The 25955-nt window shown below is 73.9% G+C and carries 16 protein-coding genes and 1 riboswitch; of the genes, 11 read left to right on the top strand and 5 right to left on the bottom strand.

The features are described from left to right. The first annotated feature begins 1 nt into the window (after position 1). From F7Q99_RS23840 to F7Q99_RS42705, 5 genes are all read left to right on the top strand, one after another. Positions 2-1870 carry a glycosyltransferase gene (locus F7Q99_RS23840; RefSeq protein ID WP_153464616.1) on the top strand — a complete coding sequence of 623 codons (1869 nt, stop codon included), beginning with the start codon at positions 2-4 and terminating at the stop codon, positions 1868-1870. Next, positions 1867-3126 (top strand): glycoside hydrolase family 16 protein, encoded by a 1260-nt coding sequence (locus tag F7Q99_RS23845; protein WP_153464618.1) that lies wholly within the window; start codon positions 1867-1869, stop codon positions 3124-3126. Before F7Q99_RS23840 ends, F7Q99_RS23845 begins: the two co-directional genes overlap by 4 nt. Positions 3127-3156: 30 nt before the next feature. After that, positions 3157-4416, top strand: coding sequence for a carboxylate--amine ligase (locus tag F7Q99_RS23850; RefSeq protein WP_153464620.1), 1260 nt, complete (start codon positions 3157-3159; stop codon positions 4414-4416). 3 nt (positions 4417-4419) lie between these two features. Then, entirely contained in the window at positions 4420-5682 is a 1263-nt protein-coding gene (locus tag F7Q99_RS23855) for an FAD-dependent oxidoreductase (RefSeq protein ID WP_153464622.1), read from the top strand. Positions 5683-5835: 153 nt separating this feature from the next. After that, entirely contained in the window at positions 5836-7227 is a 1392-nt protein-coding gene (locus tag F7Q99_RS42705) for a glycoside hydrolase family 16 protein (RefSeq protein WP_195911154.1), read from the top strand. 68 nt (positions 7228-7295) lie between these two features. Here the strand turns inward: F7Q99_RS42705 and F7Q99_RS23865 are convergent, their stop codons facing one another. Continuing rightward, a complete protein-coding gene (locus F7Q99_RS23865; protein WP_153464627.1) occupies positions 7296-8303 on the bottom strand; it encodes a phosphotransferase family protein in 1008 nt (335 codons plus the stop codon). After that, positions 8300-11113, bottom strand: a complete 2814-nt coding sequence (locus F7Q99_RS23870; RefSeq protein WP_153464629.1) for an HAD hydrolase family protein — start codon at positions 11111-11113, stop codon at positions 8300-8302. Before F7Q99_RS23870 ends, F7Q99_RS23865 begins: the two co-directional genes overlap by 4 nt. Positions 11114-11380: 267 nt before the next feature. Here F7Q99_RS23870 and F7Q99_RS23875 point away from each other — a divergent pair, with 267 nt between their 5' ends. The 3 genes from F7Q99_RS23875 to F7Q99_RS23885 all read left to right on the top strand — a co-directional run bounded on the left by F7Q99_RS23875 (position 11381) and on the right by F7Q99_RS23885 (position 16509). Further along, on the top strand, positions 11381-12313 hold the full coding sequence (locus tag F7Q99_RS23875; protein WP_326847037.1) for an alkaline phosphatase family protein: 933 nt from the start codon (positions 11381-11383) through the stop codon (positions 12311-12313). Between the two features lie 83 nt (positions 12314-12396). After that, positions 12397-13266, top strand: coding sequence for a glycoside hydrolase family 16 protein (locus tag F7Q99_RS23880; protein ID WP_153464631.1), 870 nt, complete (start codon positions 12397-12399; stop codon positions 13264-13266). A 99-nt stretch (positions 13267-13365) separates the two neighbouring features. Beyond that, on the top strand, positions 13366-16509 hold the full coding sequence (locus tag F7Q99_RS23885) for a protein kinase domain-containing protein (RefSeq protein ID WP_195911155.1): 3144 nt from the start codon (positions 13366-13368) through the stop codon (positions 16507-16509). Positions 16510-16545: 36 nt separating this feature from the next. Here F7Q99_RS23885 and F7Q99_RS23890 read toward each other — a convergent pair whose 3' ends face one another. Continuing rightward, positions 16546-17175 (bottom strand): GTP cyclohydrolase II, encoded by a 630-nt coding sequence (locus tag F7Q99_RS23890; RefSeq protein WP_153464635.1) that lies wholly within the window; start codon positions 17173-17175, stop codon positions 16546-16548. Positions 17176-17443: 268 nt separating this feature from the next. Here F7Q99_RS23890 and F7Q99_RS23895 point away from each other — a divergent pair, with 268 nt between their 5' ends. The 3 genes from F7Q99_RS23895 (at position 17444) to F7Q99_RS23905 (ending at position 20245) form a co-directional block, all read left to right on the top strand. Next, entirely contained in the window at positions 17444-18319 is an 876-nt protein-coding gene (locus tag F7Q99_RS23895; protein WP_326847038.1) for an AraC family transcriptional regulator, read from the top strand. Positions 18320-18493: 174 nt separating this feature from the next. Next, positions 18494-19402, top strand: a complete 909-nt coding sequence (locus tag F7Q99_RS23900) for an NADP-dependent oxidoreductase (protein ID WP_153464652.1) — start codon at positions 18494-18496, stop codon at positions 19400-19402. Positions 19403-19480: 78 nt separating this feature from the next. After that, positions 19481-20245, top strand: a complete 765-nt coding sequence (locus F7Q99_RS23905) for a VOC family protein (RefSeq protein ID WP_153464654.1) — start codon at positions 19481-19483, stop codon at positions 20243-20245. A 79-nt stretch (positions 20246-20324) separates the two neighbouring features. Here the strand turns inward: F7Q99_RS23905 and lnt are convergent, their stop codons facing one another. Both lnt and cobN read right to left on the bottom strand, forming a co-directional pair. Then, positions 20325-21911 (bottom strand): apolipoprotein N-acyltransferase, encoded by a 1587-nt coding sequence (lnt, locus tag F7Q99_RS23910; protein ID WP_153464656.1) that lies wholly within the window; start codon positions 21909-21911, stop codon positions 20325-20327. A 107-nt stretch (positions 21912-22018) separates the two neighbouring features. Next, a complete protein-coding gene (gene cobN, locus F7Q99_RS23915) occupies positions 22019-25630 on the bottom strand; it encodes a cobaltochelatase subunit CobN (RefSeq protein ID WP_153464658.1) in 3612 nt (1203 codons plus the stop codon). A 114-nt stretch (positions 25631-25744) separates the two neighbouring features. Beyond that, positions 25745-25908: riboswitch (cobalamin riboswitch) on the bottom strand. Between the last annotated feature and the right edge of the window lie 47 nt (positions 25909-25955).

Here is a 25955-nt window from a genome sequence, read left to right on the forward strand (position 1 = left end):
AGTGACGACCACAGTGACGGAATCCCTGGAGCGCGAGGCCGCCCGGCCCGCCGACCGTACGTCCACCGAGGGGCGCCCGACGGCCGGCCGGTCCGTGTGGGTGGTCCGGGGGGCCCTGCCGGTGGCGCTGGCACTCTGGCTGCTCGCACTGCCCCGCGTGCAGCTCTCCAGGATGGACGACCTCGGCCTGCTCCAAGCGCTGCCGCCGCTCTACTTCGCCGCCCTCGCCGTTCTCACCTGCGGATTCGTCGTCGCGGTGCGTGACCCGCGGACCCGCCAGGGCTGGCTCGCCGCCTACGTCCTGGGCCTGATCACGCTGATCCACGCCACGCCCAGCATCCTCTACCCGACCCTCCGCTACGCCTGGGCCTGGAAGCACATCGCCATCGTCGACGCCATGCTGCGCCACCACGGGACGGTGCAGGGCGCGGGCAAGCTCGACGTCTACAACCAGTGGCCCGGCTTCTTCGAGCTCAACGGGCTGTTCCTGCGCGTGACCGGCCTGCCCTCCGCGCTCGGCTACGCGTCCTGGTACCCGGTGATCGCCAACGTCCTGCTGATGGGCCCGCTGCTGCTGCTCTACCGCAGCCTCACCAAGGACCGCCGACTGATCTGGGCCGGGATCTGGCTCTACTACTCGGCGGCCTGGGTCGGCCAGGACTACTTCTCACCGCAGGCCTTCGCGTACCTCCTGTTCGTCACCGTGATCGCGCTGGTGATGCGCCAGCTGGCAGCCCTGCGGGAACTCGCGGAGGACGGACCGGGGGCGTCCGGGGCGCGAGCCGTGTCCTCGGCCGGCGAGATGTCGCGCCGCGGCGGCTGGCGACCCGTGCCGTTCGTGCTGCTGCTGGTGCTGATCGCCGCGATCGTCTCCTCCCACCAGCTGACCCCGATCATGCTGATCGCCTGCCTGGCGATGCTGTCACTGCCGCGGCGCAACCGCCGTACCGTCCTGCCGCTGCTGGCCGCGGCGGTCGCACTGACCTTCCTGTGGGATGCCACCGTCGCCCGGCCGTTCATGTCGGAGCACGTGGGCAGCCTGGTCACGGCGCTCACCTCCCCGGACCACAACGCGGTGGCCGGCTTCGCCGAGCTGTCCAACGCCGCCCCCGGGCAGGTGCTGGCGTCCTGGGTCGACCGCGCGATGACGGCCTCCGTGTTCCTGCTGGCGGTGGCGGGCGCCGTCCGCCACCGCTGGGTGCGCCGGACGAGCCTGCCGCTGCTCCTGGTGGCGCCGCTGGTGCTGCTGCCCGCCAACGCCTACGAGGGCGAGATGCTCTTCCGGGCGTACCTGCTCGCCCTTCCGGCCGCCGCCTTCCTCGCCGCGACCCTGCTGTTGGGGACGCGACCGGTCGGCCTGCTGCGGACCGGCGTCATGAGCGCCGTACTGCTCGCTCTGGTCGGTGGCTTTCTCTTCGGCTATTTCAGCAAGGAGAAGATGAACTACTTCCCGCCGGGGGAGGTGGCGGCGGTCCGCTACGTGACCAACACCCCGCCGGGATCCATGATCGTCTCGCTGACCTCGAACGAACCGGGCGGTGAGCTGAACTACGACAGCCACGACCGCTTCGTCCTGGCCGGCACGTCCGTCCCGGACCGGGAGCGGCTGGTGGCAGACCCTGAGCACGTCCTGCAGGGAGTGCTGCAGCGCCGGGACGTGGCCGGACCCACCTACCTGATCCTGTCCAGGGCACAGGCCGCGGACTGCGAGCTGACGGGGCTTCTGCCGCAATCCACCGTCGAGCAGGTGGAGGCGGCGGCCGCGAGGGCCTCCGACCTGCGCGTCGTGCTGAAGAACTCCGACGCGGTGGTCTACCAGTACGTCGCCCAGGCACCTGACCAGGTCGTCGGCGGAGGGAGCGCACGATGAGCACCCGTTCGTGGACCGTGCCGCGGGCTCTTCCGGCGCTCTGGGCCTGGATCGCCCTGCTGGCCACCTTGCTCCCCGCCGGGAACCCGCTGCGCGTGGCCGTGGCCGGAACGTTCCTGCTGACCTGCCCGGGTGCGGCGGCCGTGGGGTGGGGCCGTACCGTCCCGTCGTGGTTCGCCCGCCGGCCCGACCGACTGGTCACCGCCGTCCTGGCCGTGACCCTGAGCGCCGCGATGACGGCGCTGACGGCCGAGGCGCTGTTCTTCGCGCACGCCTTCTCCACCACCCGCGCGGTGCTCGTCCTCGCCGTGGTCACCACGGTGCTGGTGCTGCTCCCGCGCCCCTCGGGGCCCGCGCGCGAGCCCGGGGCACCCCGCCGCCGCAGGAACTGGCGGACCTGGCTGGGATCCGGCCTGCTGCTCGCCGCCGCCGCCTGCGGCACCACCGCCGGCCACACCGCGTCCGCACCGTCGGGCTCAGGGGCCGCGGCCACGATCTCTCCAGGCTCGGAGTCGCTGGAGAAGCCTCCGGGCCCCGGGCCCTGGCACCTCGTCTTCAAGGACGACTTCAACGGCTCGTCCCTGGACCGGTCCAAATGGGCGACCTGCTACGACTGGAACGACGGCGGCTGCACCAACGCGGGCAACAACGAGCTCGAGTGGTACCAGCCGGGCCAGATCCAGGTGGCGAACGGCGTGCTCACACTCACCGCCGAACGCCGGCCGACGCCCGGCGCCGACGGCAAGACCTACCCGTGGCGCTCCGGGATGATCTCCACCGGCCGCGACCACTGGGACGACCCCCCGCGCCACACCTTCACGTACGGCTACTTCGTCGCGGCGCTGAAGGCCCCGATGGACCCGGTGGGCATGTTCCCGGCCTTCTGGCTGCTCCCCGCGGACACCCGGGGCGGACTGCCGGAGCTGGACGTCGCCGAGTTCATCAACACCAGGCAGTACGCCGACCTGAACCTGCACAACCGGACGCCGGACGGCAAGCCCGTCGACGTCCACGGCTGGGGCGGCCCGACGGACTTCGCCGCGGACTACCACGTCTTCGCGATGGACTGGCAGCCGCAGGCCGTCACCTGGTACGTCGACGGCGTGCCGAAGCTCCAGGTGACCGACCCGGCCGAGATCCCGCACACCGCGATGGAACTGCTCCTCAACCTCGCGGTGGGCTACCAGCAGACACCGCCACCCGACGTCAACTCCGCCCAGCTGCGGGTCGACTGGGTCGCGGTCTGGCAGCACTGAGCGACTTCCCAGGCAAGGACGCACGACACCATGGCCATGATTCTGAACGATCTGGACCGCCGAACCCCCGTCCTGCTGGTCAAGGTGGGGCGGTACCCGCTGGCGCACGGCCCGGTGGGCGTGGTCCGGTCGTTCGGCCGGGTCGGGGTCCCGGTGTTCGCGATCGTGGAGGACCCGCTGACGCCGACCGCGTTCTCCCGCTACCTGGCCCGCGCCTACATCCGGCCCACCACGGGCTGCGAGCGCGTCGAGCAGATGGTCGCGATCGTACGGGAGATCGGCCGGGAGATCGGCTGGCAGAACGGCCGCCGGTGCGTCGCCCTGCCCACCGACGACGAGGCCGCCGTCCTGCTCGCCGAGCACGCCGAGGAGCTGACCCCGTACTTCCTGCTGCCGCCGATGCCCGGGGCGCTGCCCCGCCGGCTGGCCAACAAGGGCACCCTGTACGCGATGTGCGAGGAGCACGGTGTCGCGGCACCCCGCACCGTCATACCGAGCGAACCCGACGGGCTGCTGGAGGCCGCCAGGCTCTGCGGCTATCCGCTGGTGCTGAAGAACCTGGAGGCGTTCACCAGGCTGAGCCGTCCCGCGGTCAGGCACACCACCCTGATACACGACGAGCGGGAGCTGCTGACCAGGTGCCCGCCGAGCGGTCAACTCTCCGTCCTCGCCCAGGAGTACCTGCCGGAGGAGTACTCCGAACACTGGATCACGCACCTGTGCTGCGGCCCGGAGGGCGAGCCGCTGGCCGTCTTCACCGGGCGGAAGCTGCGCTCCTACCCGCCGACCGGAGGCTTCACCACCCGGGCCGTTTCCCTGCCCAATCCCGAACTGGCCGAACTGGTCGCCGGCTTCTGCCGGAAGGTCGGCTACAGCGGCATCGCCGACCTGGACTGGCGGCTGGACCTGCGCGACGGCCGCTACAAGCTCCTCGACTTCAATCCCCGCACCGGCGCCCAGTTCCGCCTGTTCGAAACCGTGGACGGCGTGGACGTGGTCCGTGCCCTGCACCTGTCGCTCACCGGCCGCCCGGTGCCGCAGGGGCCCCAGCTGAGCCGCTACTACGGCGTCGGGCAGCTGGACGTGGTCTCCGCCGCGGTCGCGGTCTGCCGGCAACGCCGCCCCCTGCCCGACCTGGTGCCGCGCAGGTCCACCGAGCGCGCCTGGCTCTGCCGCGACGACGTCGCGCCCGCCGCCGCCATGGTGGTCCGCTTCAGCGGCCAGGCGACCAGGTGGGTGGCCCAGAAGGCATGGAACCGGATGACTACCCGCTCCACCCCTGGAGGTTGAGACATGACTGCGTCCACTGAGGTACCCGTCGCGATCGTGGGTGCCGGTCCGTACGGACTGTCCGTGGCGGCCCACCTGAGGGCAGCCGACGTGCCCGTGCGTATCCTCGGTCAGCCGATGGGAAGTTGGCGGGCGCGGATGCCGGCGGGAATGTTCCTCAAGTCCACACCCCGGGCGTCCTCGATCTCGGATCCCGCCGGCCGCCACGGCCTCAACGACTTCCGGGCCACCGAGGGCCTGCCCTGGGTGGGCGACCGCTACGCGATTCCGCTCGACGAGTTCATCCGCTACGGCGAGTGGTTCCAGCGGCGGTGCGTGCCCGAGGTCGAGCGCGCTGCCGTGGTCCGGATCGAACCGAACTCGCACGGCTTCCGGCTCCGGCTGGACACCGGCGAGCGGTTCACCGCTCGCGCCGTCGTCGTGGCCAGCGGCTTTCCGCCGTACGCGACCATCCCCGCCGAACTGCGGCCGCTTCTGGAGGCAGGACTGGTCTCGCACACCTCGGACCACGCGGACCTGGCGACGTTCGCCGGACGGCGGGTGGCGGTGATCGGTGCCGGGCAGTCCGCGCTGGAGAGCGCCACCCTGATGCACGAGGCGGACGCCGACGTGATCCTGATCGCGAGGACGGACCGCCTGATCTTCGGAACCCCGCCCACGACCGACTGGGACCGTGACCGCCCGTGGCCCGTCCGGCTGGCGAAGCCGGCCACGCCGCTCGGGCCCGGATGGTCGTTCGCCGCGTTCAGTAACGCGACCGGGGCCTTCCGCCACCTGCCGGACCGGACCAGGGCCCGTCTCGTGCGCACCGTGCTCGGCCCGTCGGGCGGATGGTGGCTGCGCGAGCGCATGGAGGACCGGTTCCCGGTGCTCACCGGTCACGAGGCGGTCTCCGCCGTGGAGGCCGACGGCCGGGTCCGGCTCCGGCTGCGCGGACCGACCGGCGCCCTGGAGGTCGATCACGTGCTCGCCGCCACCGGGTACCGGGTGGACATCGACCGGCTGGACATCCTGGACGCCGGCCTGCGCCGGTCGGTCGCCCGGCGGAACGCCGGCGCACCCCGTCTGACCAGCGGATTCGAGTCCTCCGTGCCCGGTCTCTACTTCACCGGGCTGTCCGCCGCCGACACCTTCGGACCGCTGATGCGCTTCGTCTGCGGCACGGGGTTCGCGGCCCGGCGGATCAGCCGGTCGATCGCCTCGGCGCAGCGGCGCTCGCCCTCCGCACGACCGGCTCCTGTGCCTCATATCACAACCAGTCGGTGACGGCGCCTCCAACCCTGCTCCTGCCAGGCGTTTTCAGCGGGAACATGATCGATGCCGCGGCTCAGGCCGCGGCATCGGGCTTGCATACGGACCATCCCTTCGTTCAGGCTGCTCCGGGTCCAGCAGTGGGGGGAACGAAAGGTCTCCCTCCGTATGCCCAAGCATTCGAAACACCGCCGCAGCACCTTCAGCACGCGCCACCGCTTCGCCGCGGTCGGCCTCGCACTCGCCGCCGTCGGGACGGGCGCGGCCGCCTGGGCCGTACCGGCCAGCGCCGGCCAGACCGAGCCGGTCGTCGTCGACTCGCTCACGATCACGCCGACCGCTCCCGGTGCCGACGCTCCGGTCACGGCCACCGCGACGCTGCACGCCACCAGCCAGGTGTCGGCGTCGGCGCTGACCATCGCGGTCCGCTCGGCCGGCGGTACCCACTACGACTTCCCCGGCGCGATCGCGACCACGCTGACCTCGCAGGAGAGCACCTTCACCTCGGGGAGCCGGACCTTCCCGGCAGGCGACTACACGTACTTCGTGGCGTACAAGGGCACCGACCACCACTGGCACAACCTGAAGCCGGTCAACACCTTCACCGCGGCTGCCGGTTCGGCGACGACGGCCAGCCCGTCCGCCTCGCCGGCGGCCACGGCCACCGCGTCTCCCACGCAGACGCCGACGGCCACGGCTTCGCCGACGGCGACCGCCTCGCCCACGCAGACGGCCACCGCCACCCCGTCGCCGACGGCCACCGCCTCGCCGACCGCGACGGCCACCGCTTCGCCGACCGCGATCTCGCCGACCGCCACCGCTTCGCCGACGGCCACGGCCACGGCCACCGCCTCGCCCACCCAGACGGCCGCTTCCACCGGGGGCCCCACCGGCATCCCGGGCACCTGGCGGCAGGTCTTCGCGGACGAGTTCAACGGCAGCTCGCTCGACTCGACCAAGTGGAACCCCAACTGGTTCGGCTGCGACACCTGCACCACCCCGCCGGTTAACACCGCCGAGTCCGCCGCGTACGCCCCGTCGCAGGTCTCGGTGAGCGGCGGCAGCCTGCACCTGACGGCCGAGCAGAAGCCGGCCACGGTGAACGGCAAGACCTACCCGTACACCTCGGGCCTGATCAACAGCAACGGCAAGGCGTCGTTCACCTACGGTGCCTTCGAGGCCCGGATGTACCTTCCGGCCTCCGGCTCGCAGGTCGCCAACTGGCCCGCGTTCTGGACGGACGGTCAGAGCTGGCCGACCGATGGTGAGCTGGACGTCATGGAGGGCCTCGGCGGCCAGGCCTGCTACCACTTCCACTCCCCGTCCGGCGGCCCCGGCGGCTGCGCCTCCGGCAACTTCAGCGGCTGGCACACCTTCGGTGCCGACTGGGAGCCCGGCTCGGTCACCTACTACTACGACGGTGTGAAGGTCGGTCAGATCACCACCGGCATCACCTCCTCGCCGATGTACCTGATCCTCAACAACGCGGTCGACTCCAACAACCCGGCCGTCGCCCCGGCCGACGCGCAGGTCGACTACGTGCGGGTCTGGCAGCACTGATCCGACGGCGCCCACAGGTGGCCCGGTCCTCGCGGAAATCCTTCCGTGAGGGCCGGGCCCGCGCCGTTTCACGGCCAGCCCGCCGCCTCCTCCAGCACCGGCACCACCACCGACAGCAGCCAGCCGCGGTTCCTCGCGAACTGCCGTGACTTCTCCAGGTTGGCCGCCACGTGCCAGAGCCAGGTCAGCAGCACGATGTCCGCCGGCTGCTCGGCGCCGACCTCGTCGACCACGAGCGATCCGGTGCGCAGGGCGCCCACGACCTGCCGGCCCCAGGGCCGGCGGTCGAGCAGCCAGCGCAGTGCGAGGGCGAAGGTGCAGACGTCGACCTCCGAGGGCCCGTCAGGGGAGGCGCCGGCCCAGTCGACCAGCCCGGTGACCCGGCCGCCGTCCCGGGACAGCAGGACGTTGTTGGCCGCGAAGTCCCCGTGGATCCACGCCACCAGCATCGGGCGGTGCGCCAGGCGTTCGCGCAGTCGCCGCTCCACCGCGGCCAGCCCGGCCGCACCGGGATCGTGCCGGCACCAGCGGACCTGACGGGTGATGACGTCCAGCCGAGGTCCGATCCAGTCGTCGATCCGGTCGCCCGCGTTCTCCATCCGTCCGGTGGCCCGGTGCAGTGTCCGGATGGCGGCGAGGGAGAGCCCGGCGACCCTGGTGGCGTTCTGGGGGTACCGGCTCAGCAGTGCGTCGGCGGGCGCGCCCGGGAGCCAGCCCTGGAGGAGGACCGGCAGCGGTGCGTCGAGCCGGGAGTCGACGGACTCGGGGACCAGGCTGCGCCAGCCGCGCAGCCGTTCGTCCCGGGCCAGCTCCAGCAGGACGTCCCGCTCCTGGGTGAGGGAGGCCAGCGCACGGGGGTTCCTCGGGTGCTTGACGGCCAGGGGGCGGCCGGCCTCGCCGTCCCAGCGCAGCACCAGCACGTCGGAGTAGCCCGGTGACGGCCGTTGGAGTGCCGGTGGGTCGTGCGGGCACAGCTGGCGGGCGAGCCGTCGCGCTGTCAGCGCGTCGAGAGGTCCGGCCAGCGGCCGGTGAAGGGACGCGATCGGGCCGGGGAGCGCGATGATCCGCTCGCTCATGCGTCCACCCCGTGTCGCCCGATGCCCCTGACGCTCAGCGCCAGATCCGCGCCGGCCAGCCGGGCCAGCCGCGGCGGTATTCCCCGCGGACCGGCCTCGGGAATCGCCAGCACGGCCAGGAGTGCGCGGGTCTCCGCGGAGGTTCGGGGCGGCCGGCAGGTGGGGCAGCGCCCGGGGCGGTGGCCGATGAGCCGCGCGACGGCATCGGCGAGACCGGCCTGGTAGGCGCCTCGCGTCAGCGGTACCCCCGCCGCGCGCACCTCGGGCGATGCGTTGGCCGGGGCCACGCCGTTCAGCGCCCACCGGAGCAGGCCGAGGTCGGCCGGTCCGTCGCCCACGGCCAGGACGGGGACGGCGCCGTCGGCGCCCAGGAGGGCGAGCAGGGCGCGCACACCGTGGACCTTGTCCGTCCCGTGCGGGACGAAGTCGGTCTGCCGCTCGCCGGGCACCACGTCGAACCGGTCGTCGAGCGGGCTCCCGAAGCCGCCGGCCGTCCCGTCGTGGAGCAGCGCGGCGACGGTCGCGGCGGGCAGTCCCGTCCGGCGGCTGTCGTGCACCAGCGACGCGCGCACGATCCGCCGGGAGAACGGGTCGACCGTGACCTCCGGCAGGAGGGCGAGGCGGCGGCGGAGTTCGGCGTCCGGTCCTTCCCACCCGGCCGGCAGGACGGTCTCGACGGTTCCGGGCACGGACAGGTGGACGGCGGTGCCGTACTCGGCCACGCCACCGGCGAGGCCGTACGCGGCGCAGCGGTCCTGGATCTCCGGCAGGGAGCGGCCGGTGGCGAGCAGCACCCGGTAGCCGTGGGCCCGCAGCGCGCGCAGGGCGAGCATTCCCGTCGGCGACCCGGCGGGGACGTCGAGCGGATCGGTCTCCAGCACTCCGTCGACGTCCAGGACGCACCACGGCCCGCGGGGGTCGGCCTCCGTCAGGTCGGACAGGTACGTCTCGGCCAGGAACCGCTGGACGGCGCGCGCCTGGGCACGGCGGGACCGTGCGCGGTCCCGCGAGGAGACGCGCATGTGGCCGGGCCGGGGCATCCCGAGGCCCAGGGCCTGGACGAGGCACAGCACGCACCAGCGCGCGGGCGAGACCCGTTCACCGCTCAACTCCTCGTAGCGGGAACGCAGTTCGCCCTCGGTGTCGTTGAGGCCGTCGAGGCCGTCGAGCGACACCGCGGCTCCCGCCAGATCGTACGCCGCGTCGTAGCTCGTCAGGTTCATGTTGCTGAACGCGCCCTCGGCGAAGTCGGTCTTGACCCAGCGGCCGTCCTCGTCCGCGACCCAGTTGCGGTCGAGGGTGCGCCCGTCGACCACGCACGGCCGGCCGGACGTCAGCAGACGGTGCATCAGCGGGTCGAGCAGGACGGCCCGCAGCAGCACCTCCGGCCGTCCGAGGATCGGGGCCAGGTGCCGGGAGGCGACCTCCCACACCGGTCCCCGGCCGGTCAGCCTGAGGCTGCGGTCGGCGTCGACGGCCAGCCGTCGCTGACGGGCCGCCACGTACCGGGCGACGTCGGCCGGAGCGACCCGTTCGCCGGCCCGGTCGCGCTGCTCGCCCGGCAGCCGGGCGCGGAGCAGCACGCCGTCGGCGAAGCCGTAGACCGGCGGCACCAGTTCGCCCAGTGCGTCGGCCACGACCACCGCGCGCCGCCCGAGGAAACCGAGGCCGGCCGACTCGGCGACCATCGGCAGTGTGCGGCCGTCCACCCGCGCCGTCACCGGTACCGCGAGATGCGCACCCCGGGTCTGCGGCCCGAGCGGACCGACCTCCAGGGGCGGCCGGAAGTCGGGCAGCAGACGCGGCACCAGCTCGGCCAGCGCGGCCGGCCGCAGCAGCTCCCGTACGTGCCAGTCCGGCCCGGGCAGGACCACGCGGGGATACCGGTCGAGTCGCCGGGGCAGTACGGGCTCGTCCTCGCAGACGGCGAGCAGCAGGACGATCGAACTGGCCGGGAAGCCCGCCCGCTCGGCCGCCGCGGCGACCTGGGCCAGCGACCTGCCGGACGCCGGCGGGTCGTCCAGCAGCAGGACCAGGCCCTCGCCCCGGACCAGCCGCCGGAGTTCTGCCGCTCGGCCGGGGAGCAGCGACGCCCCGGGGCGGGCGGTGCAGACCGTCACCTGCCGGTAGCCCTGCTGCCGCAGGGCGGCCCCGGCCAGCGGGGCGAGGTAGCTCCCGGAGGTCCGGACACCCACGACCAGTAGCGGACGGTCATGGGCGGGGTGTTCCGCGGCGAACCGCCGGACCAGCTCGGCGACGTCCTCCGGGTACTGGTCGAAGTTGCAGAAGCAGGACGGCGGGCGGACCACGGCCGGGCCGAGCACCTGCCGGACGGCCGAGGGGCGGCGCAGGGCGTCGGTCGCCCGAAGCAGCTCGCGGTGCAGGTCCGGCGGAGGTCGGTGCGTGTCGCGGGCCCCGAGCACCAGGTCCGCCAGCAGACCGGTGACCGTCTCGACCCGGGCCGTCCAGCGTTCCAGCGTGCGCGCGGGCGGCACGCGCCGGATCGCCCCGCTCGACGCCTCCAGAACGGTCCGGGCCGGCCCGGCCAGTGCCGCCGACCGGGTGCCGGACAGGCTGTCCAGGTAGTCGACCACTCGGCGTGACGGCCGCCAGGTGCCGCTGAGACGGTCCTCGGAGGCCTGAACCGCCCCGGCCGCGAGGAGGAAGGCGTCCAGCCACCGGGATCCGTCGACGGCATCGGTCAGGCGGGCCATCAGCTCGCGGACATCGGCGTGGAGGTCGACGGCACGGAGGTCGACGGCATGGAGGTCGGCGGCGGACCGGTCGGTGACACGTGACCCAGGACTCAAGGTGATCTCCCGTGGTGAGGCTGTTCCCCCTGGAAGCCCCCCGGAAGTCCGGATCGCCCCGCGCCGCTCACTGGCGGCTCCCGTCCGGGCGCGCACCCGCCCAGGACGCCGGGATCCTCCTCTCGGCACCGGCACCCACCGCGCGGGCGTCGCCGTTTCCACCCTCCGCTCGTTGTGGGCATTAGTCAACGTGGGGTGGGCATCAGTCAACGCGACGTGGCCACGCCCGATTTGCCGCCCCCACCCGGACCGGCCAGGATTGACGGCGTGACCTGCGCGGACGCCCGAGGCGCCGGTCGGCGTCGCCGAGTGGGCGCGCCCGCCGGCGCGGTGGCGGCCGCGTTCGTGCTGCTGGTGGCGGGTTGTGCGGCCTCACCAGCCGGACCGGCCGGGAGCGGCACCAGGAGCTCCCCGGTCTCCCCGGTCCCGGCGGTCGCGGTTCCCCGCCCCGACCACGTCGTGGTGGTGGTCGAGGAGAACAAGTCCTACGCCGACGTCATCGGCAGGACGGCCGAGGCGCCGTTCATCAACACTCTCGCGGCACAGGGCGCGTCCTTCACCCGGTCGTTCGCCGTCGCCCACCCCAGTCAGCCCAACTACCTGGCGCTCTTCTCCGGTTCGGTACAGGGCGTCACCGACGACTCGTGCCCGCACGCCTTCTCGACGCCCGACCTCGGCTCCGCCCTGCTCGCCGCCGGCCTGACCTTCGCCGGCTACTCCGAGGACCTGCCGGGCGCGGGCTACACCGGCTGCGGCAGCGGCGGATACGCCCGCAAGCACAACCCGTGGGTGGACTTCGGCGCCCTGCCGCCCGGCGTGAACCTGCCGTTCTCGGCCTTCCCGCACGACTACGCGGCGCTGCCGGCGGTGTCCTTCGTCGTGCCGAACCTGACCAACGACATGCACGACGGCTCCGTGACGCAGGGCGACACCTGGCTGAAGGACAACCTGGCCGGCTACGCCGACTGGGCGCGCACCCACAACAGCCTGCTGGTGATCACCTGGGACGAGGACGACGGCAGCCAGGACAACCGGATCCCGACCGTCGTCGTCGGGCAGCAGGTCAACCCCGGCACTTATGACGAGCGGACCGACCACTACCGGCTGCTGCGCACACTGGAGGACGCCTACGGCCTGCACCCGGTCGGAGCCAGCGCGGGCGTCACCGCCGTCGGGGACATCTGGCGGCCCGCACCGTGACCGCCGGCTGCCATCGCCGCAGCACCGGATGCGCGCACCGCGCCCGGATGGAACCCTGATCGGGCGAAGAAGGTAGGTGCGTCATGGAACTCCGCCGCAGCCCGTGGTGCGCCATGCCCGCCGGGGCGCTCGCCCTCCTGCTCACCGCCCTGGCCGGCTGCTCGGGTTCGGGCGGCGGGCCGGCGAGCTCCGCCCGCCCGTCGGCCTCCTCCTCCCGGGCGTCGCGCAGCGTCATGCCGCTGGGCATCCCCGGCGACTGGCACCTGGTCTTCGAGGACGAGTTCGACGGCACCTCGCTGGACACCGCCAAGTGGTCCACCGGCAACCCGTTCGCCCCGGGGGCGATCGCCCCGCCCGTCAACGACAAGGAACTGGACTGCTACGACGCCGCGCAGGTCGCGGTGCGCGACGGCATGCTGCACGTCACCGCCGAGGCGCGGCAGCAGACCTGCGGCGACCGGACCCTCCCGTACGTCTCCGGCATGGTCAACAGCAGGGACAAGTTCTCCTTCACCTTCGGCGCGCTGGAGGCCCGGGTCAACGTCCCCGCCGCCGCCCCCGGCGTGGTCGCCAACTGGCCCGCCTTCTGGGCCGTCGGCGCCGACTGGCCCCACGGCGGCGAGAACGACGTCATGGAAGGGCTGCACGGCCTCGTCTGCGCCCACTTCAACTCCGCCGCCGCCTCCACCGGCAGCTGCTCCGACACCGGCCTCACCGGCTGGCACGTCTTCGGCGCCGAATGGCAGGACGGCCGGGTCGACTACTACCGGGACGGCATCCTCGTCGCCACCCTCACCCAGGGCATCACCTCCGCGCCCATGTGGCTGATGCTCGACAACGCCGTCCAGCCCGCCATCGGCGGCCCCACCTCCCTGCCGGCCACCCTCTCGTTCGACTACGTCCGGGTCTGGCAGCGCCGGAGCCCGTCACCGACCGGCTCCAGCGCTGCGTAACGGCTTGGAAACGGGAGTGGCCGAAAGCTGGAACACCGCTGCCCCTCTTGACACATGATGATGCGTCACACCAGGTCGGCTGAAGGGGAGAACGACAGGATGGCCGACGGCACGCCGACGGATGCGGTCCCGCGGACGCGGGTGGACCGATGGCCCTGGGGCCGCCGTGACCTGACCCGGATCCCGGACCCGCCCACGCGGTTGCGGCGGCTGCGCGCCGACCCGGAGGCGCCGACCCGGGTCAAACCCCGCGCCGCCACCCCGCCGACACAGACCCGCCGCCCGGCGCCCGCGCGCGGCGGCCACTTCGGGGGTGCCTTCCCGGCGGCCCTGCTGAACCGCTACGAGCCGTACCAGGTCGCCGGTTCGGGCACCGAGGGCACCGTCTGGCACGTCCGGCGGACGGACGGCGGCGGGGACGCCGCGGTGAAGGTCACCCGGTCCGGCCAGGCCATGGACACCGACCTGCTGGAGCACCTGCGCGACGAGGCCTACCGCCGCCACGTGCCGCGGATCACCGACTACGGCCAGGTCGAGCACGCCGGGGTGGGCTGCGACTGGGTGGCGATGGAGTACCTGCCCGTCACCCTCGCCGACCGCATCGCCGCCCTGACCCGCGACGGCCGGCACGCAGACCCGCGCGAGACCGAACCCATCGTCCGCGAACTCGTCGCCATGCTCGACTTCTGGCAGCGGCGGATCCAGCGCAACCCGGTCGACTTCAAGCCCGCCAACATCCTGGTGCGCCCCGGCGGTGGCCCCGGGAGCCCGGGTGGCCCCGGCGAGTTCGTTATCGCGGACTTCGGCGGCGTCGCCAAGCTCACCGCCAGCCGCAGCTTCTCGCCCGAGATGCAGGTCACCGTCGCCTACATGGCCCCCGAGCAGCTGGCCGGCTCCAACCACCCGGCCGGCCCCTGGTGGGGGCTCGGCAACGTGCTGTACGAGCTGTTCACCGGCCGGCCCCGCTACCTCGACCAGGACGGCCTGCTGCTCAGCGACGAGGTGCTGCAGTACGACCTGGTCTTCTCGGAGGAGGTCGACCTCTCCGCCGTCACCGATCCGCGCCGGCTGCTCCTCCTGCAGGGCCTGTTCACCAGGAACCCGGCGCAGCGCTGGAAGGCCGAGCAGGTCAGGAGCTGGCTGGCGGGCGGCAGCCCCGCGGTCGTCCGGCCCCAGGCGACCGCGGCAGGCGCGACGGGCGGCCATGCCCACCGGCCGATCACCTTCCTCGGCGACCCCTACCACGCCCCGTCCGTCCTGGCCTGGACGATGCTGAACCGCTCCGGCGAGGCCGCCGAGTGGCTGGTCGACGGCGGCGCGCAGAGGCTGCTGGCCTGGCTGCGCGACGACGTCCGCGACACCGTGTTCGACCTGCACTACCTCCGGGACGTCGACCGCGCCCGGGGCGCCGGGCGGGCCCGCGCGGCGGCCCTCGCGGTGCTCGCCCTCGGCGCCGCGTTCGCGCCGTCCGCCACCCCGCACTACCGCGAACGCCCGATCGACACCGCCGGCCTGACCCGGATCGGCACCGAGCCGGACGTCGTCGCGTTCCTCGACGAGCTGCTCGCCGCCTCGGTGCCGGCCGTCGCCGCGCGCTACGACTGCGACCACCCCGAGTGCTCCGGCGAGCACTGCGGGCGGCTGCTCGCCCTCACCCGCGTGCCGCAGGCCGTGACCGAGACGGACCGCGCCGCCCGCGAGCTCGGCGGCGGCGGACGCACCGGCGACGGGCTGACCGTCGACGAACGGGCCCAGGCGTACCGCCTGGCGCTGTGGCTGACCGTCCGGCCCGAGGAGCACGCCCGGCTGCTCGCCCGGCTCTCCCCGCTGCCCACCGCGGTGTACCGGCTGCCGCTGTCCGGGCGGGTGTCGGCGGTGACGGCCGTGGTGGCGGCGGTCGTGGCGGACGTCGTGCTGGCGGCCTGGAGCGCGGTGCGCCGCGACGCGGTGGACGGCGTGCGCCGGCGCTGGTCCGCTCTGCGCAGGCGTGCCGTGAGCGCCGACCCCGGATCGGTGCCCGGCTGTGCGGTGCTGGTCGCCGCCGAGACGCTGCGGGCCAGGCGCGCACCCGCCGAGTGCGGGCGCGCGGCCGGCGGACGGACGGCGCAGGGGCGGACGGCGACGGGCGGGCGCACCCGTGAGCCCGTCGTGTGGCGGCCGTGGGTGCGGGTCTGGTGGGCGAACACCGGTACCGCGCTGCCCCGGCAGGCCGCGGCGGCGCTACTGCTGCTCGTCGCCCTCGCGCTGGTGCTCTGGGCGGGCGCGCTCGCGCGGATCAGCGTCGACGCCGGGAACCAGCTGAAGATCCTGCCCAACAGCCTCTTCGGCGGTCACCTGCGAACGGCCGGGGAGCACGCGGCGCGAGCGGTGGCGCCCCAGCTGGGCGCGGCCCTCGCGGCGGCCGTCACCTTGGTGGTCTTCCCCGCCCGGGTCGGCCGGGGGACGATCGCACTGGCCGCCGCCGGCGCCGGCGCGATCGGCTACCTGCGGCTGGGGCCGCCGATGACGGTGCTCAAGCCGCCGCCCGCGCTGGCCGACCGGGTGGTCATGTTCGAGGGCGGCATGGGCAGTTGGGCCGCAGTGGCGGCGACCGTCGGGGTCGTCCTGGCCCTGGTCCTGGTCGAGCGCGCCACCAGGCTGCTCCGGCCGGTCCACGACGCGCGGCGCCGGACCGTGGAGGAGTGGCGGCGCCTGGCCGAGGGCCGTCGGGCCTCCGGCGGCGGCCGACGGGCTTCCCGCCCCGCGGCCGCGGTCAAGGCGTCCTGGCCGGGACCTGCGGCGACGGCCTGGCGGACGGGCGCCCCCGGCCTGCGCGACCGCGCCCTGTTCGTGCTCGGCAGCAGCTTCGTCCTGGTCGTCCTGCTGTGGGCGACCGTCGAGGTCCGGCTGGCTGCCACCGGCCACCACCCGACCCCGGCGTCCTGGGGCACCGGCCAGGCCGGAGCCGCCTACCAGGCCGGCTTCACGCTCCTGCTGGCCACGGTGTCCGCCGCCACCACCCTGGCCGGGCCCGGGGCCGCCCGCCGCCTGTTCGTCCTGTGGCTCCTCGGCACCCTGCTGCTCGGCGCCTGGCCCCCGCCGCTCGGTCCGATGGAGGCCCTGCGCATCCCCGTGGCCGAGCCGCTCTACGGCGGCATCGCCGAGCTCTGGGGCCACAGCGCCTTCTGGGCGGCCGTCCTGATCGCCCTCCCCCTGGCCTGCCTCGGCATCCAGCGCACCATCGGCCGCACCGGCCGCCGCTGACGCTCCGGCCTCCGCCGCAGCCGACGGTCGGCAGCCTCAGCCGACCAGCCGGGACAGCTCGATCGAGTGCCCGGTCCGCTCCACCTTGGCGCGCAGGTACCGCACATTGCTCGCCGAGAGGTGGACGCCGGTCGGCGTCCGGCGCTCCACGGTGATCCCGAGGCAGGCCAGCTGCGCCGCCTTGTCCGGATTGTTGCTCAGCAGCTCGATGCCCGCGGCGCCGAGGGCGGTCAGCATCTGGGCGGCGGCGGTGTAGTCGCGGCCGTCCTCGGGGAGGCCGAGGGCGGTGTTGGCGTCGTACGTGTCGAGGCCCGAGTCCTGGAGGGCGTACGCGTCGAGCTTGTTGTAGAGCCCGATGCCGCGGCCCTCCTGGCGCAGGTAGAGCAGGTAGCCGCCGGCCTCGCTGATCCGCTCGACCGACTCGCGCAGCTGCGGGCCGCAGTCGCAGCGGTCCGAGCCGAACACGTCGCCGGTCAGGCACTCCGAGTGCAGCCGCACCAGCGGCGTCCCGCCCTGCGGCACCTCGCCGAACGCGAGCGCGATGTGCTCGGCGCCGTCAGCCAGTCCGTGGAAGGTGAAGACCTCCGCGTCGGCGCGGTAGCCGTCCGGGAAGGTCAGCGGGATGCGCACGCGTGAGCGCACCGTGGCGGAGCCGGGCTGCGGCATGGGCGGGCCTCCGTTACCGAGGGGGGTGAACCGGACTTCGACGACCGTACTCGGTTGTTCCAATTTGAACAACTGGCTGCGGTCGGTGCCAGGGACGGCTACGGAGGCGGAGAACATCACGCCCGTCCCGGCTGTTCCCGCACCCTGTGCGCGGCGATCCGGCTCGGGGATCTGCGACGAGCACCCGACCGGAGCGGGCACCGATTGTCGGGTGCGGCAAGGTGGGTCCCTCCTACGGTGAAGATCAACAAGGAAGGACGGGGCGGGAGTGCTGGAGCACCTGAACCGCGCGATGGAGCACATCGAGCGGAACCTGGACCACGAGGTCGAGGTGGCCGAGCTGGCGCGGATCGCGATGACGTCGGAGTACCACTTCCGGCGGCTGTTCTCGATGCTCGCCGGGATACCGCTGTCGGAGTACGTCCGGCGCCGGCGGCTGACCGTCGCGGGTGCCGAAGTGCTCGGCGGCGAGCGGACGCTGCTCGATGTCGCGGTGCGCTACGGCTACACCTCGGGGGAGGCGTTCGCCCGGGCGTTCCGGGCGATGCACGGGGTCGGGCCGGGAGAGGCCCGGCGCGACGGCGCGGTGCTCAAGTCCCAGCCCCGGATGTCCTTCCGACTCGTCGTGGAAGGAACCAGCACCATGGAATACCGCATCGTGCAGAAGCCGGCGCTCCGGATCGTCGGCAAGAGGGCCCGGGTCACCCTGATCTACGAGGGGGTGAACCCGGCGATCGCCGAGTTCATCAAGGGGCTCGGCACGGAGACCGTCGCCCGGATCTCGGCGCTCTCCGACCAGGATCCGGACGGCATCATCTCGGTGACCGACTGCCTGTCGGAGAACCGCGAGGAGGGGTCCGACGTCGACTACTGGCACGCGGTGGTGGCGCGTCCGGACGCCGAGCTGCCGGACGACCTGGACGTGCTCGACGTCCCGGCCGGCACCTGGGCGGTGTTCAGCAGCACCGGGCCGTTCCCGCAGGCGCTCCAGCGCATGTGGGGCGACACGGCGAGCCAGTGGTTCCCGTCCAACCCGTACGAGGCCCGGCCGGGCCCGGAGCTGCTGCGGACCCGCTTCGTCCCGGGGACGGGCGACGCCGAGGCACAGCTGTGGATCCCGGTGACGCGGGTGGCGCGGAGCTGACAGGTCACCGCTGACAGATGACAGGTGACAGATTTCGAAATCTGTTATCTGTCATCTGTCTTTTGTTCCCCGCCCCCGTTCGGCCCACCAGCGCCCGCCCCCACCCGGTCCCGCCCCGCATGCTGGGGCCGAGGACGGGGATCGCAGGCCGGCTACCCGAGGAGTGGGATCACGATGGCCAAGGCGTTCGGGTTCGTCGACTACGGCGGGCCGGAGACTCAGGAGTTCCTGGACCGGCCGGTGCTCGCCGCCGGGCCGGGTCAACTGGCGATCACCGTCCGGGCGGCCGGCGTGAACCCGGTGGACTGGAAGATCCGGCGCGGCCTGTTCGGCCGGGAACGCCAACTGCCCGCCGTCATGGGCCAGGAGGCCGCGGGCGTCGTGCAGCAGGTCGGCCCCGGGGTGACCGGTTTCACCCCGGGCGACGAGGTGTTCGGCGTCGCCGCCGCCGGCGGCTTCGCCGAACAGACGCTGCTGCTCGCCAGGATGAGCGCTCTCAAACCCGCGAACGTCGACTTCGACCGGGCCGCCACCCTGCCCGTCTCGGTGGCCACCGCGGACGACGCCGTCCGCGACGTGGGACTCGGCTCCGGGCAGACGCTGCTGATCCTCGGCATCGCGGGCGGCGTCGGGAGCGCGGCGGCACAGATCGCCCGCAGCCGCGGCCTCCGCGTTCTGGGCACCGCGAGCGACGCCAACCGCGAGCACGTGGAGTCGCTCGGCGCCGTCCACATCCGGTACGGCGACGGAGTGGCCGAGCGGATCGCGAAGGCGGCGCCGGACGGCGTGGACGGCATCCTCGACCTGGTCGGCGGTGACGCCCTGCGGGCCGCCGCCGTCACCCTCGCCGACCGCTCGAAGCTGGTCAGCACCGCCGACCCGGTCGCCGCCGCCCAACTCGGCGGCCGCTACGTCACCCGCTCCACCACCCGCGAGTCCCTCGCCGCGCTGGCCGCCCTGGTCGCCGTCGGCGAGCTGGACCCGCACGTCACCGGCCGCTACCCGCTGACCCACGCCGCCGAGGCACTGGCCCTCGTGGAGTCCGGCCACGTCCGAGGCAAGCTCGTCCTCGAAGTCGCCTGACGCGCTGGGAATTTGACGATCCGAAGTCACGACGTGGGCAACCACGTGTCAACCACACCCCGACGATCCGAGAGAGCCATGAAGCAGACTTCCGTGACCACCAACGGCCCCTGCTGGGTCGAGCTGGGCACCTCCGACCCCGCCGCCGCCAAGTCCTTCTACGGCGAGCTGTTCGGCTGGCGGGCCGAGACCGACCCGCGCCCCGAGGCCGGCGGCTACACCCAGATGCTCCTCGGCGACGCCCCCGCCGCCGCCGTCACCCCGCTCTACACCCCGCAGCAGCCGACCGCCTGGACGGTGTCCTTCGCCGTCCCCGACGCCGACGTCACCGTGGCGATGGTCCAGGACGCGGGCGGCAGCGTCCTGATGGAGCCCGCCGAGGTGTTCGACCTCGGTCGGTACGCGGTGGTCGCCGACCCGTCCGGCGCCGTCTTCTCACTCTGGCAGGCCCGCGCCTTCCAGGGCGTCGGCGTGCTCAACGAGCCCGGCGCGCTCGGCTGGGTCGAGCTGCTCACCCGCGACGCGCCCGGCGCGGCCGCCTTCTACCCGACGGTGTTCGGCTGGTCCGTCAGCTCCTCCGAGCAGTACACCCAGTGGGGCCTGCACGGCGAGGACTTCGGCGGCATGCTGGTGATGGACGACCGCTTCCCGCCGCAGGTCCCGCCGCACTGGCTGCCGTACTTCTCGGTCGCCGACGTCGACATCACCGTCGCCCGGGCCACCAAACTGGGCGCCGACGTGCTGCTGCCACCCACGGACGTGCCGGGCGGCCCGCGCATCGCCGTCCTGCGCGACCCCCAGGGCGCCGCGTTCGGCGTCTACCTGGCCGGCGCCGAGGGCTGACCGCTCACGCTCACCGGCGGCAGGCTCGGTGGCGTCACGCTCGGCGGCGTCAGAGCCACCGACGTCGGACTCACCGACGTCACACCCACCGGCGCCGCAGCACCATGACCGCCGACCCCGTCGTCACCAGCAGTGCCGCCAGCGGCACCACGTCGCCGACCCGGTCGTACCAGGTCAGCGTCCCCGGCGCGGTGAGCGGCAGCCGGACGGTCAGTGCGCCGGTGCCGTCGGTGCCGAGCCGGGCGAGCTCGCGGCCCTGCGCGTCGAAGGCCGCCGAGACCCCCGTCAGCGAGGCCTGCACGGCCGGCCGGCCGGTCTCGGCGGCCCGGATCGCCGCCAGCGAGACGTGCTGCTCGGGCGCCCAGGTGTGCTGGAAGGTCGAGGTCGAGGACTGGTAGACCAGCACCCGGGCGCCGTCGCGCGCCGCCGTGCGGGCCATGTCGGGGAATGTCGACTCGAAGCAGATCAGCGCGCCGACCGGCAGCGCGCCGCCTGCCTGGTCGGTGGCCGGCAGGAGGTGGAAGGTGATGCCGGGCGCCCGGTTCTCGCCCGCCGCCCGGCTGACCCCGGCGATCCACCCGAGCACGGACCGCAGCGGGATGTACTCGCCGAACGGTACCAGCCGGATCTTGCGGTACCGGTCCACCACGCCCGCCGGGGAGACGAGCACCGCGTCCTTGGAGATCCGCCCGTCCGCCTTGCGCGCGTCCTCCCCGGCCACGATCTGCGCGCCGGTGGCGGCGGACAGTTCGCGCAGCCGCTCCAGTGCGGCCCGGTCGCGGTCCAGATCGGCGCCGGTGCTGCTCTCGCCCCAGACGATCAGGTCCACCGGCCGCCCGCCGAGCGCGGCCGTGGCGCGGGCGCTGGCCTCGAACCGCGCCTGCGGCTCGTCGATGATGCCGGGCTGGACGAGAGCGACGGTGACGGCCTCGGTCCGGGCGGGCGCGTCGCGCAGCGCGAACAGCAGCGGACCGGCGGCCAGTACCAGCACGGTCGTCAGCGCCGCAGCGGCGCGCGGTCGCCAGGGGGCGGCGGTGAGCACGATCAGCACCCCGGTGTTGACCGCCACGACCGCCGCGCTGACGAGCCAGATCCCGCCCGTCGAGGCGAGACCGAGGATCGCCGGGTGCTGCCACTGGGTGGCGCCGAGCAGTGCCCACGGCCCGCCGAGCGCGTGCCAGGAGCGCGCGTACTCGGTGGTCAGCCAGAGCGCGGGGACCACGACCAGGGCGAGCAGCGCCCGACGGGCGGTCAGCGGCGGGTGCAGCAGCCGGTGCACGCCGTAGCCGACGCCGGCCTGGAGTGCCCCGAACACGAGAGCGAGCAGCAGCAGCGCCGGCCCGATCGACGGGATCAGCCAGGACATCGCCGTCAGGATGAAGCCCGCGCCGAACCACCACCCGCGCAGGGCCGCCTCCCGGCCCCCGGGCGCCCGCTGCATCAGCAGCAGCCCGGGCACCAGCGAGACCCACGCCAGCCACGCCAGCCCCGGCGCCGGGAACGCGAGCACCGGCACCGCCCCGGCCACCAGCGCGCCGAGGCGCGCCCGGTAGCGGTGCTCGGGCACCGCCCGCCCGCCGGGGTCAGTGGTGCGCAGGACGCCAGGGGTGCGCAGGACGCCAGGGGTGCGCAGGACGGGGCGCGTGAGGGTCAGGCGGCGTGACATGCCCCGTATTGTCCGCTTGGGCGGGGTGCGCCACCAGTGTTCCCGTCACCCGAATGGACGCGGGAACACCGGCGGCGGGAACCCAGGCCGCAGGAGGAGGGGCGGGCTCAGCCCTCGCCGCCCTCCAGATCGCCCTCGGTCTCCAGGAACGCGGCCTGCAACTGCTCGATCAGCTCCGGGTCGGGCTGCTCCCACAGCCCGCGGCTCGCCGCCTCCAGGAGCCGCTCGCTGATCCCGTGCAGCGCCCACGGGTTGGCCCCGGCGAGGAACTCCCGGTTGACCGGGTCGAGCACGTACTCCTGGGTCAGCTTCTCGTACATCCAGTCCGCGACCACACCCGTCGTGGCGTCGTAGCCGAACAGGTAGTCCACGGTCGCGGCCATCTCGAACGCGCCCTTGTACCCGTGCCGGCGCATCGCCTCGATCCAGCGCGGGTTGACCACCCGGGCGCGGAACACGCGGGCGGCCTCCTCGGTCAGCGTCCGGGTGCGCACCGTCTCCGGCCGGGTCGAGTCGCCGATGTAGGCGGTCGGCGCCTTGCCGGTGAGCGCGCGGACGGTGGCCACCATGCCGCCGTGGTACTGGAAGTAGTCGTCCGAGTCGGCGATGTCGTGCTCGCGCGTGTCGGTGTTCTTCGCGGCGACGGTGATCCGCTTGTACGCGGTCTCCATCTCCTCGCGGGCCGGTCGCCCGTCCAGGCCGCGCCCGTACGCGTAGCCGCCCCAGACCGTGTACACCTCGGCGAGGTCGGCGTCGGTGCGCCAGTCGCGGCTGTCGATCAGCTGCAGCAGGCCCGCCCCGTACGTGCCCGGGCGGGAGCCGAAGACGCGGACGGTGGCCTTGCGCTCGTCGCCGTGCACGGCGAGGTCGGCCTGGACGTGGGCGCGGACGTAGTTCTGCTCCTCGGCTTCCTCCTGGGCGGCGGCCAGGCGCACCGCGTCGTCCAGCAGGGCGACCACGTGCGGGAAGGCGTCCCGGAAGAAGCCGGAGATGCGCAGGGTGACGTCGATGCGCGGGCGGCCCAGCTCGTCGAGCGGGATCGGCTCCAGGCCGGTGACCCGGCGCGAGGCGTCGTCCCAGACCGGGCGGACGCCGAGCAGCGCGAAGGCCTCGGCGATGTCGTCGCCCGCGGTGCGCATCGCGCTGGTGCCCCAGAGCGAGAGCCCGACCGAGGGCGGGTAGGCACCGTCGTTGTCGGCCCGGTAGCGGTCGATCAGCGAGGAGGCGAGCGCCTGGCCGGTCTCCCAGGCGAGCTTGCTGGGCACCGCCTTCGGGTCGACGGAGTAGAAGTTGCGGCCGGTCGGCAGCACGTTGACCAGGCCGCGCAGCGGGGAGCCGGACGGTCCGGCCGGGACGAAGCCGCCCTGGAGCGCGTGCAGGACGGCGTCCAGCTCGTCGGTGGTGGCGGCCAGGCGCGGCACCACCTGGGTGGCGGCGAAGCCGAGCACCTCGCGGACGGCCTCCGGCAGCCCGGCGGCGACCTTCTCGACCGCCTCGGGCGCCCAGCCCTCCGCCTCCATCGCCTCGACCAGGGCGCGGGCCTGCGCCTCGGCGGCGTCGGTGGCGCCGAGGGTGAGCGCGGCCTCGTCCAGGCCGAGCGCCTCGCGCAGGCCGGGCAGCGCGCTGACGCCGCCCCAGATCTGCCGCGCGCGCAGGATGGCGAGCACGATGTTGACCCGGTCGGTGCCGACCGGGGCCTGGCCGAGGACGTGCAGGCCGTCGCGAATCTGGGCGTCCTTCACCTCGCAGAGCCAGCCGTCGACGTGCAGCAGGAAGTCGTCGAAGCCGTCGTCCTCGGGACGCTCGTCCAGGCCGAGGTCGTGGTCGAGCCTGGCGGCCTGGATGAGGGTCCAGATCTGGGCGCGGATCGCGGGCAGCTTGGCCGGGTCCATCGCGGCGATGTTGGAGTGCTCGTCGAGCAGCTGCTCCAGGCGGGCGATGTCGCCGTAGGAGTCGGCGCGCGCCATCGGCGGCACCAGGTGGTCGACGAGGGTGGCGTGGGCGCGGCGCTTGGCCTGGGTGCCCTCGCCCGGGTCGTTGACCAGGAACGGGTAGATCAGCGGGAGGTCGCCGAGGACGGCGTCCGGGCCGCACTCGGCGGACAGCGCGGCGGTCTTGCCGGGCAGCCACTCCAGGTTGCCGTGCTTGCCGAGGTGGATGACGGCGTGGGCGCCGAAGCCGCCGTCCTCCTGCGCGGCCTCGATCCAGCGGTAGGCGGCCAGGTAGTGGTGGCTCGGCGGCAGGTCGGGGTCGTGGTAGATCGCGACGGGGTTCTCGCCGAAGCCGCGCGGCGGCTGGATCAGGACGAGCAGGTTCCCGGAGCGGATCGCGGCGAGCACGATGTCGCCGTCCGGGTTCTGCGACCGGTCGACGTACAGCTCGCCGGGGGCCGGGCCCCAGTGCTCCTCGACCTGCTCGCGCAGCGCCTGGGGCAGGGTGGCGTACCAGCGGCGGTAGTCGGCGGCGGGGATGCGGACGGGGTTGCGGGCCAGCTGGTCCTCGGTGAGCCAGTCCTGGTCGTAGCCGCCGGCGGCGATGAGGGCGTGGATGAGGGCGTCGCCCTCGTGGCTGTCCTCGCCGTCCTCCAGCCCGGGAAGGCCGTCCCCGAGGTCCATGCCCTCCTCGCGCAGCCGGTGCAGCAGGCGGACGGCGCTGGCCGGGGTGTCCAGGCCGACGGCGTTGCCGACCCGGGCGTGCTTGGTCGGGTAAGCGGACAGCACGAGCGCGAGGCGGCGCTCCGCGGCCGGGACGTGCCGCAGCCGGGCGTGCTTGACGGCGGTGCCGGCCACCCGGGCGGCGCGCTCCGGGTCGGCCGCGTAGACGGTGAGGCCGTCCTCGTCCAGCTCCTTGAAGGAGAACGGGACGCTGATCAGGCGGCCGTCGAACTCCGGCACGGCGATCTGGGTGGCGGTGTCCAGCGGGGACAGGCCGTCGTCGCTGGCCTCCCACTGGGCGCGCGACCAGGTGAGGCAGAGCGCCTGGAGGATCGGGCGGTCCAGGGCGGCCAGCGCGCCCGCGTCCCAGGCCTCCTCGTCGCCGCCAGCCTGCGCGTCGGCCGGGCGGGTGCCGCCGGCGGCGAGCACCGTGGTGACGATCGCGTCGGCCTCGCCGAGCGCGGCCAGCAGCTCGGGCTCGGCGCCGCGCAGCGAGGCGCAGTAGTAGGCCCTGGCCTGCGCGCCCTGGTCCTCGATGGCCTGGCACAGGGTCTCGACGAAGGCGGTGTTGCCGCTCATGTGGTGGGCGCGGTAGTAGAGCACCGCGACGGTCGGGCCCTCGTTCGTCCTCGCAGCGCGCTCCAGCGGGCCCCAGGCCGGGGCGGAGGCGGGCGGGGCGAAGCCGTGGCCGGTGAGCAGCACGGTGTCGGAGAGGAAGGCGCCCAGTTCGGCGAGGTTGGCCGCGCCGCCGTGGGCGAGGTAGGCGTGCGCCTCGGCGGCGATGCCGGCCGGGACGGTGGACAGCTCCATCAGCTGGGCGTCCGGGGCCTGCTCACCGGTCAGCACGACCACCGGGCGGGGGCCGGCCAGCAGCGCGTCCAGGCCCTCCTGCCAGGCGCGGCGCCCGCCGAGCAGGCGGACCACGACCAGGTCGGTGCCCTCCAGCAGCGCGGGCAGGTCCTCGGGGGCGAGCCGGGCCGGGTTGCCGAGCCGGTACGGGACCGGGCCGGCCGAGGCGCGGGCGCTGAGCAGGTCGGTGTCGGACGTCGACAGCAGCAGGATCATGCGAAGGCCCTCCCGGCCTCGATGGTGGCCAGGGCGGCCTCGGTGGTGGCCTGGGACGCGGGCGCGGGCATGCGACAGCGCTGGTGCATTTCTGCCTTCCTCGGGGTCCGCGCCCCGGGCCGGTGGAGGACGGCAGGAGTTCCTGGCTTCCGCGGCCGCCGGGTGTCCCGGTGAACCGCGGTCACAGTGGCGGGACCGCACCGGGCTTGCACCGGTTTCCTCCCCTGCGCCGTCGCTGGCGTGGACGGTCGGCGGGGACCGTCCGCCAGCATCGTACGGGGTGCGGCTGACCCGGGGGAGGGTGATCCTCCGGAGACGCACGGAG

It is taken from the genome of Streptomyces kaniharaensis, assembly GCF_009569385.1.
GTDB classification, from domain to species: Bacteria; Actinomycetota; Actinomycetes; order Streptomycetales; family Streptomycetaceae; genus Kitasatospora; species Kitasatospora kaniharaensis.

Bases quoted from the DNA above. Each gene is read 5' to 3' on its own strand.
- F7Q99_RS23905 (WP_153464654.1), top strand. From the start codon at position 19,481: ATGAAGCAGACTTCCGTGACCACCAACGGCCCCTGCTGGGTCGAGCTG.
- F7Q99_RS23890 (WP_153464635.1), bottom strand. From the start codon at position 17,175: ATGCCGCAGCCCGGCTCCGCCACGGTGCGCTCACGCGTGCGCATCCCG.
- F7Q99_RS23885 (WP_195911155.1), top strand. From the start codon at position 13,366: ATGGCCGACGGCACGCCGACGGATGCGGTCCCGCGGACGCGGGTGGAC.
- F7Q99_RS23850 (WP_153464620.1), top strand. From the start codon at position 3,157: ATGGCCATGATTCTGAACGATCTGGACCGCCGAACCCCCGTCCTGCTG.
- cobN (WP_153464658.1), bottom strand. From the start codon at position 25,630: ATGATCCTGCTGCTGTCGACGTCCGACACCGACCTGCTCAGCGCCCGC.
- F7Q99_RS23880 (WP_153464631.1), top strand. From the start codon at position 12,397: ATGGAACTCCGCCGCAGCCCGTGGTGCGCCATGCCCGCCGGGGCGCTC.
- F7Q99_RS42705 (WP_195911154.1), top strand. From the start codon at position 5,836: ATGCCCAAGCATTCGAAACACCGCCGCAGCACCTTCAGCACGCGCCAC.
- F7Q99_RS23900 (WP_153464652.1), top strand. From the start codon at position 18,494: ATGGCCAAGGCGTTCGGGTTCGTCGACTACGGCGGGCCGGAGACTCAG.
- F7Q99_RS23865 (WP_153464627.1), bottom strand. From the start codon at position 8,303: ATGAGCGAGCGGATCATCGCGCTCCCCGGCCCGATCGCGTCCCTTCAC.
- F7Q99_RS23855 (WP_153464622.1), top strand. From the start codon at position 4,420: ATGACTGCGTCCACTGAGGTACCCGTCGCGATCGTGGGTGCCGGTCCG.
- F7Q99_RS23845 (WP_153464618.1), top strand. From the start codon at position 1,867: ATGAGCACCCGTTCGTGGACCGTGCCGCGGGCTCTTCCGGCGCTCTGG.
- lnt (WP_153464656.1), bottom strand. From the start codon at position 21,911: ATGTCACGCCGCCTGACCCTCACGCGCCCCGTCCTGCGCACCCCTGGC.